Raw genomic sequence first — 14,920 nt, 5'->3', positions numbered from 1 at the left:
TCACGCGGACTCGGGCCACCTCACCCGGATCGGGGCCACGACACGCGGACCCGGGCCCACCTCACCTGGACCCGGGCCACCTCAACCGGACCGAGGCCACGTCACGCGGACCCGGGCCATCTCACGCGTGCGCGGAAGGCTCGTGCGGGGCGGGGTCTTGGTGTTCCTGCCCGTCGGCACCCTCCTGTGGGCCGGCGTCCAGGAAGTGGCGGGCGAGCAGGTCCAGGGCCGCCTGGATCTCGGGCAGGTGCCGTGGCGCGTCGGTGCCGAGGGCGGCCATGAGGGCCGACTCGATGCCGGTGGCCCGCACCTGGGCCACGCGGTCGGACACTTCGCCGGCCGGCCGGACCAGCACGCGCCGCCGGTCGGCGGGGTCCGGGGCGGTCACCACCGACCCGGCTTCCTTCAGGCGGGCGACGGCCGCGGACACCTGGCTCTGCGGCAGACCGGTGCGGGCGACGATCTCGCTGATGGCGCTGTCGGGGTGCGCGGCGATGTCGCTGGCGACGATCAGCACCAGGCGGGCGCTGCCGGCGTGCCGGTCGGCGCCGGCGGGCGGCTCGGGGAGGGCGTCCTCGCCGATCTTCATCAGCGTGCGCCCCAGCAGAAACAGCTGGACTCCGTTCACACGTGCAGCGTACATCGAATTGGATCTATCGAGAAAGATGAATCCATCTAGATGTATCGAACTTGATGGGTTATGGTGGATGAAGAAGGCGCGACGGAGGGCCCGTCAGCCTCGACGAGGGGGAGCACCATGTCCACGACGCGATACGCGACGCCGCTGTCCACGACCCTGAAGGTCCCGGGTGCCGTCCTGCACTACCAGGTCCAGGGGATCGGTCCCGTCCTGCTTCTCTCGCAGAGCGGCGAGGGCGATGCCGACCGCACCGTCGACCTGGTGCCGTACCTCGCCGAGGCGTACACCGTCGTCACCTACGACCGGCGCGGCCTGTCCCGCAGCCGTCTCGACGAACCGCAGCGCACCGCGACGCTCGCCGAGCACGCCGACGACGTCCGGCACATCCTGGCCGCCGTCACCGACGAGCCCGCCCTCATGCTCGGTTGCAGCTTCGGGGCCGTCGTCGGCCTGCACGCGGCGCTGCGGCATCCGGGCCTGATCCGCACCCTGGTCGCCCACGAGCCGGTCGCCCCCCGCCTCCTTCCGGACGCGGAACGCCGCGCTCACGAGCGCGAGTTGAACGAGATCGTGGAGCTCTACAAGGCGGAGGGGCTGCGGGCCGCGCTGCCGGAGATCGCGCGTTCCGTCGGCATCGACCCGTCGGGCAAGGACGCCGAACGGGGCCTGACGCCCCAGCCGCTCGACGCGGGGCGCATCGCCAACTTCGACCGCTTCATCCGGCACGACTTCGCCACGATCCTGGACGACACCCTCGACCCCGGGCGGATCGCGTCACTCGGCCCGGCCGGCACCCGGGTCGTGCCGGCCGCCGGTCTCACGACACCCCGGACGGTCTTCGACTACCGCTGTGCCAAGGCGCTCGCGGAACTGACGGGCAGCGAGTGCCAGTTCCTGCCCGGTGGTCACAACGGCAACACCAGCCACCCGCGGGCCTACGCGGCCCGCCTCCAGCTGATACTCGCGGCCGCGGCCGAGAGCGAGACCGCGGTCGCGGCGGAGACGGAGGTCGGAGCCTAGAGCGAGGCCGCGGCGGAGACCCGATTCCCGAGCGACGCCGGGGCCGGGGTCGAGGCCGGGGCCGGAGGCGGGGGCGAGGCCGGGCCGAGGCTGGAGTCGGGGCGTGAGGCCGGGGCCGACGTCAGAGCCCACGTCCAGGAGGTCCGAGCCCGGGCCGGCAGGGAGGTCACAGCCAGCCGTTGCGCTTGAAGCCGCGATAAATGAAGAAGCAGGCCACCGCGATGACGCCGAGGGCGAAGGGGTAACCGTAGGCCCAGCGCAGCTCGGGCATGTGCTCGAAGTTCATGCCGTACACGCCGCAGACCATGGTGGGCACGGCGATGATGGCGGCCCACGCCGTGATCTTGCGCATGTCCTCGTTCTGGGCCACGGTCACCTGGGCCAGGTGCGCCTGCAGGATGGAGTCGACGAGTCCGTCGAAGGCGCTGATCTGCTCGCCGGCGCGGGCGAGATGGTCGGCGACGTCGCGGAAGTACGGCTGTATCGCGGGGTCGACCGAGGGGCACGGCTCGGTGGCGAGCGTCGCGACAGGGCGGGCGAGCGGTACCACGGCCCTTTTCAGTTCGAGGAGTTCGCGCTTGAGCTGGTAGATGCGGCCGGCGTCGGCGGACTCGGCACCGCGCGGCGCGAACACGTCGGTCTCGACCTGCTCGATGTCCGCCTGCACGGCGTCGACGACCGCGAGACAGTCGTCGACGACGTGGTCGGCGATCGCGTGCAGCACGGCGGAAGGGCCCTTCGCCAGCTGCTCCACGTCGGCCTCCAGTGCCTCCCGCAGCGGCCCGAGGGAGCCGTGCCGGCCGTGCCGCACGGTGACCACGAAGTCGGGGCCGGTGAAGACCATGAGTTCGCCCGTGTCGACGACCTCGCTGGTGGCGGTGAGGCGCTCGTGCTCGACGTACGTGACCGTCTTGAACACCGTGAACAGGACGTCGTCGTACCTCTCGAGCTTGGGCCGCTGATGGGCGTGGACGGCGTCCTCCACGGCCAGCGGGTGGAGCCCGAAGAGTTCGGCCACGCCCTCGAACTCCTCCTCCGACGGTTCGTGCAGACCGATCCAGACGAAGCCGTCGCCGTACTTGCGGACCTGTCGCAGGGACTCCTCGATACCGTCCGCGGCCCGGAGGCGCCGGCCGTCGCGGTAGGCGACGCAGTTCACGACGGTGGTGCCGAGCGGGGAACGCGCCGGATGACTCAGATCCACCCGGCGCACCCGCCGTGCCAGCCGCGCCATCTTGCGCAGCCCTCCGACCATCGACATGCCGCCACTCCTTCACCGGGTCCGGGCCGGGCAAGGAGCTCCCGCCCGCCCCGGGCGCCTTCTGTGCTGCACCGGACCCTACGTGCCCGGACCGGCAGGACGAAGAGCCTCCCTGGACGAACCATAGGAAAGTGGATGTTTCGTTCGGCGTCTCCCCTCCGGGCGGATCCCGGGGGGCCGGCGCGGTGCGTGCCGGCCCCTTCCGGTCCCGTCCGTCCGCCTCCCGTGCGCGCTTCGGTCAGGCGAGGGCCGGGGCTCGCGTGAACCGACCGCGCGGTGCCGTGGTCCTGCCCGTGGCCGGGGCGGGGGCGGTGTCCTCCTCGCCCCGGAGGAGGGCGATGAGCGAGGCGCGGGCCCGGGCGACGCGAGAGCGGACCGTGCCGACCGGGCAGCCGATGGTCTCCGCGGCCTCGGCGTAGGGCAGGCCGATCAGCTGGGTGAGGACGAAGGCGTCCCTCCGCTCGGCGGGGATCGCGGCCAGGAGTTCGGCGAGGGCGATGCCGTCCTCGAAGCCGGGCAGCCCCCGGGGCTGGGTGTGTTCCGCCTCCGCCTGCCAGTCGTCGCGGTCGGACAGCCGGGGACGGGCAGCCGCGTGGCGGAGGCTGTCGACGACGGTCCGGCGGGCTATGGACAGCAGCCACGTGCGGGCCGAGGAACGCCCCTGGAAGCGGGGCAGCGCGGCGAGCGCGCGCAGGAAGACCTCCTGGGTGAGGTCGTCGGCCGCCTGGCGGTCGGCGCTGAGGTACGCCACGTACCGCCGCACGTCACGGTGCAGGGCGCGCACGAAGAGGTCGGCCTTGGCCGGATCGCCGTCCCGGGCCGCCAGTGCGAGCAGGGTCGTCGCCGCGTCGGTCTCGGCGTCGGGTGCGTACGGGGAACGGGAGGACGGTCTCGTCGGTCCCTGGTGGAGGGTGCCGTGGGCAGGAGTCATCGCCACAAGTCCTTAGGAGGCAAAGGGAACCCGGCGGCGCGCGAACGGCGGCGCCGGTGAGGGGTACGGCCCGCCGGCAGGGCGTGGCCGATGCCCGGGCGGACGGCCTGTGCCGTCGGACCCGGGGAGCCGGCTGTCAGAGGACAGCGAGTGCCGGTGGGGGACCCCTGGAGATGACCGAATGGGCGAGGAGGAGCAGCGGTGGAGCGGGTTCGTCAGCGGCGCGCGCGGGCAGGAGGAGCCGCCGGGTGGGCGGTCCGGTGACGACGACGGAGGCGGCGAGCAGCAGGAGCAGCGGCCGGAAGAGGGGGAGAGGTCGGGCGCGCAGGAGGCGGAAGGCGGCCCGCTCGCCCTGAGCGAGCCACAGACCGCTCAGGAGCGCGGCGAGCAGGTGCGCCGACAGCATGCCCAAGGTCGAGGACATCTCTGTCATGTCGTGCGGGGAGGGAGGTACGAGATCGACGTGTCCCATCGCCATGTGGGCGAGGTGTGCGTGATCCGCCGTCAGGTGGCTGTCGCCCCCCGGCAGGCTGGTCATGGACGGCATGCCGGGCATCATCGGCGTCGCGGGCACGGCGGGCATCGCGGAGGCAGGGGCGGGCGGCTGGGACCAGGTGAACACCGCGTGCAGCGCACTCTGGACGGCGACGGCCGCCGTCGTGACGGCGAGCAGCCCACGTTCCCGGCCCGCGAGGAGCCAGGCGGCGCCGCCCGTGCCCGCTGACGCGAGGACCAGCGTCCCGCCCGGAACGGCCTGTCCCGACATCAGGATGTGACCGGTGGCCGCGAGCAGCACACAGACGGCCGCGAACATCGCGGCCCGCCCTCCTCGCGAACATCGGCCTGGCGTCATGGCGCGCCCATCCTTGCACCCCTCTCCGGAGGCACGGGGGCGGGTACGGCTGTCCCGAGGTCGCCCCCTCGACCTCTCGGGTCATGACTACGTGACGGCGGCCCGTCCCACAAGAGCGCCTCGTGCGCGAGCAGTTCCCTGGGCCGACCTCGGGAACGTGGGGAACCCTGGGACTCCCGGGAGGGTGGGGAACCCCGGGAACTTCCGGCTCCCGTGGCACGACTACTCCCACGCGCCGACGGACGGCCCGGGCGGTGCCGGGAGAGGGGACATCAGGTGAGGACCGTCCACCGGACGACGCCCACGTCGCAGACCGAGGCCGGCCGGGGCGTGCCACGCGGGCTCACCGCGCTGCTCACGACCGCCATGGCCTTCTCGATGATGCAGCTCTTCCTGATCGGGGCGCTCGGTCCGCGGCTCGTCGACCGGCTCGGGGTCTCGGAGACACTGTTGGGCCTGACCACCACGGTGGGGTTCGGGACGGCGGCGGTCCTGTCGCCCCTCGGCGGCCGGATCGTCGACCGGTTCGGGCCGCGGCGGGCGCTCGTGGGGCTGCTCGCGCTCTCCGCGCTGGCGCTCGGCCTGATCGGCGCGGCCCCCGGCCCCGCCCTGCTCCTCGTGGCGGTCGCACTGGGCGGCCTCCCCCAGGCACTCGCCAACCCGGCGACGAACAAGGCGATCCTGGCGGCGGTCGCGGCACCGAGGCGGGGCGCGGTCACCGGTGCCAAACAGTCCGGGGTCCAACTGGGGGCTTTCGCAGCCGGGTTGCCGCTGGCGAGCGCGGCGGGCCTGCTCGGCTGGCGGGGCGCGGTGTGGGTGGCGGCCGGCACGGCGCTGCTCGCCGCCGCATGGGCATGGCGGGCGCTGCCGGCCGACGCCCCGCCCGCGGTGCCGCCGAACGCCGACGCGCGGACCAAGGACATCCGGGCACCGCGCACACGGGCGGACCGGGCAGGCGGCCTCGTGCCCTGGCTCGCGGCCTTCTCGCTCTTCCTGGGGGCCGGGATCGCCTCCGTCAACACCTATCTGGCCCTCTTCGGCGTCCAGCGCCTCGGTATGGGGCCCGCGGTGGCGGGCGCGCTGGTCGCGGTCCTCGGCGTCGCGGGGATCGCCGGCCGCGTCGGCTGGTCCCGGGCCGCCACGCCCGGCCGGGCGCCGTGGTTCCCGGGCCTGCTGGCGGGCGGTGCCGTCGCGGCGGCCCTGCTCCTCGCGCTCGCCGTCCGCGTCGAGCCGCTGGTGTGGGTGGCGGCGGTGGCGGTGGGGGTGTTCGCCGTGTCCGGCAACGCCGTCTCGATGGTGCTCGTGCTCCAGCGTTCCGCGCCCGGCCGTGCCGGTCAGGACTCGGCGCTGGTCGCCGCTGGCTTCTTCGCCGGATTCGCCGTGGGTCCACCGCTGTTCGGACTGCTGGCCGAGAGCGGCCGCTACGACCACGGCTGGCTGCTGGTCGCGGTGGAGTTCGGCGTCGCGGGGGCGGTGGCCTGGGTCTGGGCGCGGCGGGACCGGCGTACGGGCGCGGGGGCCGCGGCATGACGCCCGACCGAGCGTGGGCGGAGGAAGCGTTCGAGCTGCTGCTGCGACGCGTCGGGCGGACCGCCGGACAGGTCGGCGACCGCTTCCCGCTCCACGCGGATCCGGCCGACGGACGGTGGACGACCACCGGGCGCGGCTCGTGGGCCGGTGGCTTCTGGGCCGGGCTGCTGTGGTTGCGCGCCCGCCGCACGGGCCGCGCCGAGGACCGTGCTTCGGCGTCCGCCGTCACCGCCCGGCTCGCGCCGTGGGCCGAGGCCGACACCGCGACGCGCGGCCTCATCCTCTGGTACGGCACGGCCCTGGCCACCGGGGATCCGGCGGCCGACGAGCTACGCCGCCGGGCGGCCGAGGCCGCACTCGCCTCCTGGGATCCGGCGCTCGGCGTGGTCCCGTGGGGCGCGGCGTTCGGGGGCGCGCGGCTCCGGGCGCGTGCCGACGGCGTTCCCGGCCTCGTACCGCTGCTGGCCCGCGCCGGACCGGCGGGGGAGGCGGCGGCCGCCGCGCACCTGCGGCGCCATCTCGACCTGTGCCTGCCCCGAGCGGGAGCCTCGCGCCCCTGCCCGGCCTGGAGCTGGGACGCGGTACGGGGCTGGGAGCCCGACGCCGAACCGGCGCCGGGCTGGAGCCGGGGGGAGGCGTGGCTGCTCCTGGCCGCCGCCGACGCGATGACGGAAGTGACGTCCCGCTCCCGGCCCGCGCATGCCCGTGCGGGAGGGGCGGACTGGGCCGCTGACGCGGTGGAACTGCTCCTCGATCGCTGTGGGTTCCTCACCGGCCCGCTCGTTCCGCCCGCCGACACGGGTCGGCCGGACGGGCCCCTGGACACCTCCGCGGCCGCCATCACGGCTGTGGCCCTCCTGAAGCTCGCCCGATCGGTCGAGGCCCCGCGCGCGGCCGTGTGCGAAGCGCGTGCCGAGGCGATTCTGCGCCGCCTCACGTCGCCCACCCACCTCACCCGCCCCGACGGCCCGCGGCCGGCCGGGATGCTGCTGGACGGCTGCTACGACGCCGACCGCGGCACTGGCGTCCGGCACGAACTCGTCTGGGGGACCTTCTTCCTGGCCCTCGCCCTGTCGGCACTCCTCGGCGGGGTCGATCTCACCCGGGTGTGACGGCCGACCCGTCCTGCCGTTCCCGCAGCACCCGGCGGGCGACCGAGGAGACGTGCTGCTCGTCCGGTCCGTCGAGGATCCGCGCCGTCCGGCCCGTGCGGAACAAGGCGGGCAGCGGGGTGTCCGGGCCGAGACCGGCGGCTCCGAAGACCTGTACGGCCCGATCGGCGACCTCTTGCAGGGTGCGCGCGGCCGCCGTCTTCGCCAGGCCCACCTCCACGTGGGCATCGCGCCCCTCCGCGACCAGGGCCATCGCCTCGTACACGAGCGGACGTGTCGTGCGCAGGGCCAACAGCCCCTCGAAGACGTGCTGTTGCACGAGTTGCCGGTCCGCCAGCGGTCCCCGCGCGCCCTGCCGGGCGGTTGCGCGCCCGCACATGAGGTCGAAGGCCCGCTGGGCCTGGCCGAGCCAGCGCAACGCCCGCAGGGTGCGGCCCAGTTGGAGGCGCTCGCCCGCCATCGTCAGGGCACGGCCGGGCTCGCCGACGAGATGGTCCTCGGCGACGTCGACCTGGTCGAACGCGATCTCGTACTGCCCGGTCGTGCCCAGCACCGGCAGCTCGCGGACGACCCGGAAGCCGGGGGAGTCGGTGGGCACGAGAAGGAGGGACAGGCCGGTTCGTTCCCCGGGCGTCCCGCCGGTGCGGGCGAGCACGGTCACCAGGTCCGCGTCCGCCGCGTTCGACACGAACCACTTGCGGCCCGTGACGCGCCACCCGCCGCCGGACCGCCGTTCCGCCCGGGTGGCGGCGAGCCAGGGCTCGGTGCCGGGGGCGTCCGGCTCCGTCATGGCGTAGCAGGTGTGGAGGTCCCCGCTCACCAGGCGGGGGAGGTACGCGGAGCGGATCTGCCCGGTGCCGTGCCGGGACAGCATCGTCACGTCCAGGAGGGACGCCGATCCGAGCGCCGCCGGGCCGTGATCGCTGGCGCCCTCGGCCTCCGCGAGTGAGGCGTAAGCAGGTAACGGCAGTCCACCACCGCCGAGTTCGACCGGCAACGGCAGCGCCCACAGGCCGGCCTCGCGGGCTTCCGCGCGCAGGCGCGTCCGCAGCTTCCGGGCCTCCGGTCCGCCCGCGTCGAGCCGTGGCTCGCACGGGAAGACGTGCTCGCGTACGAACGCGGACACCCGCTTCCGCAGCAGATCCACATCCGTTACGTCAGGATCCGTCACCGTTTTTCCTCCGTCCCGGGAACTCGGCAGAACACGCGTCCGACTGCCTGCCCGAGGAAGTGGTCGGGCGCACCGGCCCGTCGGTTCCCGTCACCGTGACACCCCGCGCGTCGGCCACCGCCGCGCCAGGAGAGGAGAGGCATGGCGTCACCAGCGACCAGGCACGGCACGCGCCCCGGCGACGACACCCGCCGCAGCGACGGCTCACCCGCCGAGGTCCGCCGCCCGCTCGACGGGCTGAGCTGCGACCTGGCCGGCCCCCCGGTACTGACCGACGTGGTCGCCGACCACCTGCGCCGCCTCGGCGCCCGGCCCCGCGGCGGAGACGCCGGGGCGGGCACATCCTCCGGCAGGAACTCGGGCGCGGACGCCGGGGAGATCGTGCTCGAAGGTGCCGGTCTCGCGCGCCTCACGGGCCGGATCGTCTGGGGCGCGGCCGGTACCGGCGTCGAGGACGAGGCCACCGCCCAGGCGGTCACCGGCGTGATGGGTGTCCACGGGCGCCGTCATGGAGCCCCGCGCGGCCTCGGCATCGACTATCTGGCCTGCGCCACCGGCGTGCTCACCGCCCAGGGCCTGCTCGCCGCCCTCGTCGGCCGGGCACGCGGCGGCGGGGCCCGCCACGTGACCACGGCGGTGGACCGGGCGGGCCTGCTCACCGTCTCGCAGTACCTGGCGGCCGCCGGCGCCGACGAGCCCGAGGCCGTCGAACTCGCCCCCGGAGGACCGCCCTTCCTCTCGGCGGACGACGTCGTGTTCGAGCTGGAGACGCTCGATCCTGGCGCATGGGCCGCCTTCTGGCGCGCCCTCGACGCACCGGCCGAGGCGATCCGGGCCGGCTGGCGCCCGTTCCAGTTCCGCTACGCCACCGCCTGCGCCCCGCTCCCGCCGGAACTGCACCGGGCGACCCGCACGCACCCCATGGGGCGGATCGGGCAGGCCGCCGAAGCCGCCGGTGCCGAGGTGTGCCGACTGCGCACGCTCGCGGAGCGCGCCCGCGAGGACGCAGGCGGTGCGGACCCCTGGTCCCTACGGCCGCTGCGGCGCGGCGGCACCCCCACCAACTCGCCAACGGCCACGCCCCCCGGCACGCCGACCAGCACCCCGGGGGGAGGGCCCGGCGGCGACCGCCCGCTGGAGGGCATCACCGTCCTCGAAGCAGGTCGCCGCATCCAGGCGCCGCTCGCCGCCCACCTGCTCGGCCGCCTCGGCGCCCGGGTCATCCGGGTCGAACCACCGGGCGGCGACCCCCTGCGCGGCATGCCGCCGGCCTGCTCCGGGGTCTCCGCGCGCTGGCTCGCCCTCAACCGGGGCAAAGAGGCGGTCGAGATCGACATCAAGGCAGCCGCCGACCGCCGCAGACTGCGCGAACTCGCCGCCGAGGCCGACGTGTTCCTGCACAACTGGGCCCCGGGCAAGGCGGCCGCACTGGAACTCGACGCCGAGCACCTGGCCGCCGCCAACCGCTCCCTCGTCTACGCCTACACCGGGGGCTGGGCCGACCGTATCGCCGACGCCCCCATGGGCACGGACTTCATGGTGCAGGCCCGTACCGGCGTGGGCGAGGCGGTGCACCCCGCGGGCGAGCCGCCCGTGCCCTCCCTCATGACGCTGCTCGACGTGCTCGGCGGCCTCCACGGCACCGAGGCCGTCCTCGCCGGACTGCTCCTGCGGGAGCGCACCGGTGGCCGCGGCGTACGTGTCGACTCCTCGCTGCTCGGCGCCGCCGACACCCTCCTCGCCCCTGCGCTGCGGCGGGTCCGCCAGGGGCTCGACCCGCGGCCGGCCGCCGGCTTCCGGCACCCGCTGCGGACGGCCGACGGCTGGATCGCGCCCAGCGACGCCTCCGCCGCGGCGGCGGCCGCCCACGACCTGCGGGGCCTGTGCACCGAGGAGGCGCTGCACCGACTGCGCTCCCAGGGTCTGACGGCGACCGCCGTCACCACGGACCTGCCCGGTCTCCGCCACGACCCGCGCCTGTCCGGCCAGATCGGCCGGGACGCGCACGGTGCCCTCGCCGTTCCCGACCCCTGGAGCTTCGCGTGACCGTGACCCTGACCGACCTCCTGCCCGCACGTCTGCGCCGTTCATGGGCGGTGGACGGCACCTGCCCGGACCTCGACCTCTACAGCCTCTTCCGGGCCCGGCAGATCGCCGACCCGCACCGGACCGCCGTCCTCGACGCCAAGGGCAAGCTCTGTTACACGGCGCTCGACCGCAAGGTCAGACGCCTCGCCGAAGGTCTGCGCGGGCTCGGCATCGAGGTCGGGGACGTCGTCGCCGTCCAACTGCCCAACGACCGGGACGCCGTCGCGACGGACCTGGCGCTCGCCGCCCTGGGCGCGGTGGCTCTACCGTTCCCGGTCGGGCGGGGCGCATCGGAGGCCGAGTGTCTGCTGCGCCGGGCGGAGGCCGTCGCGGTCGTCGCCGCCACCGAGCACCGGGGACGCCCGCACGCGGCGGACCTCGCCGCCCTGGTGCCCGCGTTGCCGACCCTGCGGCACGTGATCGCGGCCGGCCCCGGGACCCCGCCCGAAGGAACGATTCCGCTTAAGGCGCTGCTGCGCGCCGATCCCGTCGGATTCACCCCTGCCCGCCCCGACCCCGACAGCGCCGCACGCATTCTCGTCTCCTCCGGATCGGAGGCGGAGCCGAAGATGGTGGCCTACTCCCACAACGCCCTGGCCGGCGGACGCGGCAACTTCCTCGCCTCCCTCATCCCCGACGCGGCCCCGCCCCGCTGTCTCTTCCTCGTCCCGCTCGGATCGGCCTTCGGCTCGAACGGAACGCCCGTCACCCTCGCCCGGCACGGCGGCACCCTCGTCCTCATCGACCACTTCACGCCCGAGGCCGCGCTGGCCGCCGTACGCGCCCACGCCCCGAGCCACGTCCTGGGCGTGCCCACCATGATCCGCATGATGCTGGAGGCCATGGAGGGCGCGCCGACCGGCGCGGCGGACCCGCAGCAGGCCGGCGACCCGCTGCCGGCCCCGACCGCGCTCGTCCTCGGCGGCGCCCCCCTCGACACCGCCACGGCCACGGCGGCCGCCGACGCCTTCGGCTGCTCCGTCGTCAACCTCTACGGGTCGGCCGACGGCGTCAACTGCCACACCGGACTCGGACACACCGTGCCTCCCACCCACGGCACCGGTGTCGTCGTCGGCCGGCCCGACCCCCGCGTCGCCGAGATCCGCATCGCCGACCCCGACAGCCACGCACCGCTCCCCGACGGGCACATCGGCGAGATCGTCTCGCGCGGACCCATGACCCCACTCCGCTATGTGGCCTCGCCCGAACTCGACGCCCGCTACCGCACCCCCGAGGGCTGGGTCCGCACCGGCGACCTCGGCTACCTCGACGACGAGGGCGTCCTGCACGTCGTGGGCCGACTCAAGGACGTGGTGATCCGCGGCGGCGCCAACATCAGCCCGGCCGAGGTGGAACGCGAACTCGCCATGCACCCCTCGGTCCGTGATGTCGTCTGCGTGGGCGTCCCGGACCCGCTGATGGGCGAGCGCCTCGCCGCCTGCGTCGTCGCGCGGGGCGGGCTGAGCCCGACCCGGGACGAGCTCGGCGACTTCCTCACCGCACGCGGCGTCGGTCGGTACAAGCACCCGGAGCACGTCCTGCTCGTGACCGAGCTGCCCCTGACCGCCGCAGGCAAACCGGACCGCGCGGCCCTCCGCCGCAGACTCACGGACACCCGCCCGCTCACGCCCGCACCGGCCCCGGCGTGATCCGGGGTCCGGCTTTTTGACGGGAGCCCAGCACAGGGGGGTTGCCCCCGCGGGGACGTCAGGGGGCGGGGTTCCCTAGGGGTCTGCGGATTGCAGGCCCCCGGGGGCTCCCCCGACGCCCCCGCCGATGCCCCGCCCGACGCCTCAAGCCGTCCCGCCGCCCATGGCCTTCTTCAGTTCGGTGGCGGCGTCGCGGTACACCGTGAGCAGGTCCAGGTCCTCGCCCGGATAGTTGGCGATCTCGACCTGCCGTGCCCCCGAGTCGGGCAGCACCGTGCCCGTGGACATATGGGCGTTGTCGAGGACCAGGGTCGGCTTCTTCGCGGACAGCGAGGCGAGTTGGGCCGGGGTGACAGGCTCGGGCCCGTACGTGCCGACCGTGGTGGCGCCCGCGAGTCCCGCGGCCCAGCCCGTGAAGACCTGGGTGACGACGACGGGGCTCCTGCCGCCCGGCCAGGCCGCCCTGAGCTCGCCGTTGAGCCGTGTGACCTCGCCGTCGAGCCGGGTCTTCCAGCGGGCGGCGGCCTCCTTGGTGCCGAACAGGGTACCGAGCCGGGCGACTTCGGCGCCGGCCTTGGCCGGATCGTTGTCGAGGTTCACCTCCACCAGCTTCGCCCGGGACCCGGCCGCCTCCTTGATCTTGGCCGCGTACGGCTCGAACGGCGCGTACAGCACGAAGTCCGCCTTCGCGACGGCGGCGAGGTCCGAGGGCTTGGGGTCGTAGTCGGGGGCATGGTGGACGGAGCGTGGCACGATCACCGTGATGTCCTCGGCCCCGGCGGCCTCGGCGAAGGCGCCCTCCCAGGTGGTCGTCACGACCACCACCGGCTTGCGCCCCGCGCTGCCGGGGGCGTCGCCGGACGCAGAGGTGTCCTCGCCGCCGCACGCGGCGAGGAGCGGGAGGCTCGCGCTCAGTGCGACGAGGGAAGTGATACGGGCGGCGATACGGACGCGGGTGCGCGCCATGAGGTGGTTCTCCGTTCGGGAACGAGGTGCGCGACGAGGACGACCGCCCCCGCCGTCAGGACGAGGACCGGGCCGGGCGGCCAGTCCAGCCACAGGGCCGTCAGGAAGCCCGTGACGTCGACCGCGAGACCGATGCCGACCGCCCACAGGGTGATCGACCACAGCGAGCGGCCGAGACGCCGCGCGGCGAGGGCCGGCAGCAGGGTGAGGGCGTCGACGAGCAGCGCCCCCGTCAGCTTGATGGCCCCGGCGACCGCGACCGCGACGAGAACGAGCAGCGCCGTGGTCAGGAGCCGTACGGGGACGCCCGAACACTGGGCGAGCTCCCGGTCGTACAGGAGCAGGGCCAGGTCCCGGCGCCGCCACAGGAACAGGAACGGCACGGCCACGGCGAGGACGCCGAGAACGACGATGTCGGCGGTGCCGACCGAGAGGATGGACCCCCACAACAGCGCGAACGCCCCGGACGCGTTGACGCCGGACACGGCCAGGAGCAGCAGGGCCGCGGCGATCGCCAGGCTCATCAGCAGGCCCATGGCCCCGGACAGTCCGGCGGGGGTACGGGCGAGCGGAGCCACCCCGGCCCCGGACAGCGCGCACGCCACCAGCGCGCACAGCATCGGGTCGAGCCCGGTGAGGAGCCCGACGGCGATGCCGAACAGCGCCACGTGCATCATCGCGAACCGCACCGGCATGATGTCGAGTCCGACGATGACGACGCCGACCACCGGCAGCGCGATCGCCGCGAGGAGCAGCGCGAGACCCGCCCGCTGCACGGGCACGAGCTGGAGCATCGCGCCGAGATCGGCGGCCGCGAGCGCGTTCACCGCACCTCCCGCAGCCGGCCGGCGGCCATCTCCAGTACCCGGTCGCAGCGTTCGGCGAGCGCCCGGTCATGCGTGACGACGACGAGCGTGACCGGCAGCGCGGTCAGGACGTCGGCCGCCTCCGCCTGGCCGTCGAAGTCGAGCGCGGCGGTCGGTTCGTCGGCCAGCAGGACCTGCGCCCCGGCCGCGACGCAGCCGATGGCCCGCGCCAGGTACATCCGCTGCAACTGTCCACCCGACAGCGAGTCCACGGGGCGGTCGGCCAGCACGCCCACCCCGAGGCGTTCCGCGGCTTCCGCCGCCTCCGCCGGGGCGCCGCTGCTCGCCAGGAGCTCACCGCCGCGCAGCGGGAACCGTCCGGCGGCCGGCCGCTGCGGAATCCACGCGCAGGACCCGCGGCGCCACGCCCACTCGGCAGCCGAACGGGCCACCCGTCCGCCGACCTCGACGGCACCCCCGGACGTGCGGTGCAACCCGAGCACGGCCCGGAGCAGCGTGGTCTTCCCCGAACCGTTCGTCCCGGTGAGGGCGACCCGCTCTCCGGCGGCGATCTCCAGATCGACGCCGGCGACCGCCTCGGTGCGGCCGTGTCGACAGACGACTCCGCGCATGCGTATGTCGAGCCCGCCCATCGTCCGCCTCTCGCCGCCGCTGCCGCTGCCGGTCAGCCTCTGCTCCCTGTGCTGCCTGTGCGGTGAAGGAGTCGGACGGACCGGGCGTCGGGTTCCCGCGTGGCGGCGGAAAGCGACCATCGAGCGGGGAGAGGGAGAGGTAGGGGGAGAGGCAGGGAGGGGGGAGCGGGAGAGAGGGGGATGGGGCGGAGAAGGGAGAGCAGGAGGACCCACTGCCCTCACAAGGCCCGGTGATGCTGG

General features: G+C 74.7%; 13 protein-coding genes. 5 read left to right on the top strand and 8 right to left on the bottom strand.

Annotated features, from left to right (window positions below; genetic code table 11):
- Positions 1 to 121 precede the first annotated feature (121 nt).
- The gene (locus tag ACIRQF_RS10040) at positions 122 to 628 is read right to left on the bottom strand and encodes a MarR family transcriptional regulator (protein WP_404090537.1); all 507 of its coding nucleotides are present in this window, start codon (positions 626 to 628) and stop codon (positions 122 to 124) included.
- A 129-nt stretch (positions 629 to 757) separates the two neighbouring features.
- Between ACIRQF_RS10040 and ACIRQF_RS10035 the strand changes: the two genes are divergently transcribed.
- Complete coding sequence (locus tag ACIRQF_RS10035) at positions 758 to 1,660, top strand: alpha/beta fold hydrolase (RefSeq protein WP_404090534.1); 903 nt, start codon at positions 758 to 760, stop codon at positions 1,658 to 1,660.
- Positions 1,661 to 1,826: 166 nt separating this feature from the next.
- On the opposite strand, the gene ACIRQF_RS10030 is transcribed toward ACIRQF_RS10035, so the two are convergent.
- The 3 genes from ACIRQF_RS10030 to ACIRQF_RS10020 form a co-directional block, all read right to left on the bottom strand.
- On the bottom strand, positions 1,827 to 2,921 hold the full coding sequence (locus tag ACIRQF_RS10030) for a magnesium and cobalt transport protein CorA (protein WP_404090531.1): 1,095 nt from the start codon (positions 2,919 to 2,921) through the stop codon (positions 1,827 to 1,829).
- A gap of 238 nt (positions 2,922 to 3,159) precedes the next feature.
- Complete coding sequence (locus ACIRQF_RS10025; RefSeq protein WP_404090528.1) at positions 3,160 to 3,852, bottom strand: sigma-70 family RNA polymerase sigma factor; 693 nt, start codon at positions 3,850 to 3,852, stop codon at positions 3,160 to 3,162.
- A gap of 136 nt (positions 3,853 to 3,988) precedes the next feature.
- Positions 3,989 to 4,666: a hypothetical protein gene (locus ACIRQF_RS10020; RefSeq protein WP_404090525.1), complete on the bottom strand. Its 678-nt coding sequence runs from the start codon at positions 4,664 to 4,666 to the stop codon at positions 3,989 to 3,991.
- A 405-nt stretch (positions 4,667 to 5,071) separates the two neighbouring features.
- On the opposite strand from ACIRQF_RS10020, the gene ACIRQF_RS10015 reads away from it, so the two are divergent.
- Both ACIRQF_RS10015 and ACIRQF_RS10010 read left to right on the top strand, forming a co-directional pair.
- Positions 5,072 to 6,235 (top strand): nitrate/nitrite transporter, encoded by a 1,164-nt coding sequence (locus ACIRQF_RS10015; protein WP_404091756.1) that lies wholly within the window; start codon positions 5,072 to 5,074, stop codon positions 6,233 to 6,235.
- Positions 6,232 to 7,347, top strand: a complete 1,116-nt coding sequence (locus ACIRQF_RS10010) for a sugar ABC transporter permease (RefSeq protein ID WP_404090522.1) — start codon at positions 6,232 to 6,234, stop codon at positions 7,345 to 7,347. The genes ACIRQF_RS10015 and ACIRQF_RS10010 overlap by 4 nt, the downstream gene beginning before the upstream one ends.
- On the opposite strand, the gene ACIRQF_RS10005 is transcribed toward ACIRQF_RS10010, so the two are convergent.
- Positions 7,334 to 8,518: an acyl-CoA dehydrogenase family protein gene (locus ACIRQF_RS10005; RefSeq protein ID WP_404090519.1), complete on the bottom strand. Its 1,185-nt coding sequence runs from the start codon at positions 8,516 to 8,518 to the stop codon at positions 7,334 to 7,336. The two genes, ACIRQF_RS10010 and ACIRQF_RS10005, sit on opposite strands and share 14 nt — an antisense overlap.
- A 141-nt stretch (positions 8,519 to 8,659) precedes the next feature.
- Between ACIRQF_RS10005 and ACIRQF_RS10000 the strand changes: the two genes are divergently transcribed.
- Positions 8,660 to 10,564: a CoA transferase gene (locus tag ACIRQF_RS10000; protein WP_404090516.1), complete on the top strand. Its 1,905-nt coding sequence runs from the start codon at positions 8,660 to 8,662 to the stop codon at positions 10,562 to 10,564.
- On the top strand, positions 10,561 to 12,255 hold the full coding sequence (locus ACIRQF_RS09995; protein ID WP_404090513.1) for a class I adenylate-forming enzyme family protein: 1,695 nt from the start codon (positions 10,561 to 10,563) through the stop codon (positions 12,253 to 12,255). Before ACIRQF_RS10000 ends, ACIRQF_RS09995 begins: the two co-directional genes overlap by 4 nt.
- A gap of 144 nt (positions 12,256 to 12,399) precedes the next feature.
- Here ACIRQF_RS09995 and ACIRQF_RS09990 read toward each other — a convergent pair whose 3' ends face one another.
- Genes ACIRQF_RS09990 through ACIRQF_RS09980 form a run of 3 tightly spaced genes read right to left on the bottom strand, consistent with a single transcriptional unit; the run spans position 12,400 to position 14,680 of the window.
- The gene (locus ACIRQF_RS09990) at positions 12,400 to 13,221 is read right to left on the bottom strand and encodes an ABC transporter substrate-binding protein (RefSeq protein WP_404090511.1); all 822 of its coding nucleotides are present in this window, start codon (positions 13,219 to 13,221) and stop codon (positions 12,400 to 12,402) included.
- The gene (locus tag ACIRQF_RS09985; protein ID WP_404090508.1) at positions 13,167 to 14,048 is read right to left on the bottom strand and encodes a metal ABC transporter permease; all 882 of its coding nucleotides are present in this window, start codon (positions 14,046 to 14,048) and stop codon (positions 13,167 to 13,169) included. The genes ACIRQF_RS09990 and ACIRQF_RS09985 overlap by 55 nt, the downstream gene beginning before the upstream one ends.
- Positions 14,045 to 14,680 carry an ATP-binding cassette domain-containing protein gene (locus ACIRQF_RS09980; RefSeq protein ID WP_376635184.1) on the bottom strand — a complete coding sequence of 212 codons (636 nt, stop codon included), beginning with the start codon at positions 14,678 to 14,680 and terminating at the stop codon, positions 14,045 to 14,047. Before ACIRQF_RS09980 ends, ACIRQF_RS09985 begins: the two co-directional genes overlap by 4 nt.
- Positions 14,681 to 14,920: the final 240 nt, after the last annotated feature.

This window comes from Streptomyces sp. NPDC101191 (genome assembly GCF_044767915.1).
In the GTDB taxonomy this organism is placed as follows: domain Bacteria; phylum Actinomycetota; class Actinomycetes; order Streptomycetales; family Streptomycetaceae; genus Streptomyces.
This window is presented reverse-complemented; position numbering and strand designations above follow the sequence as displayed.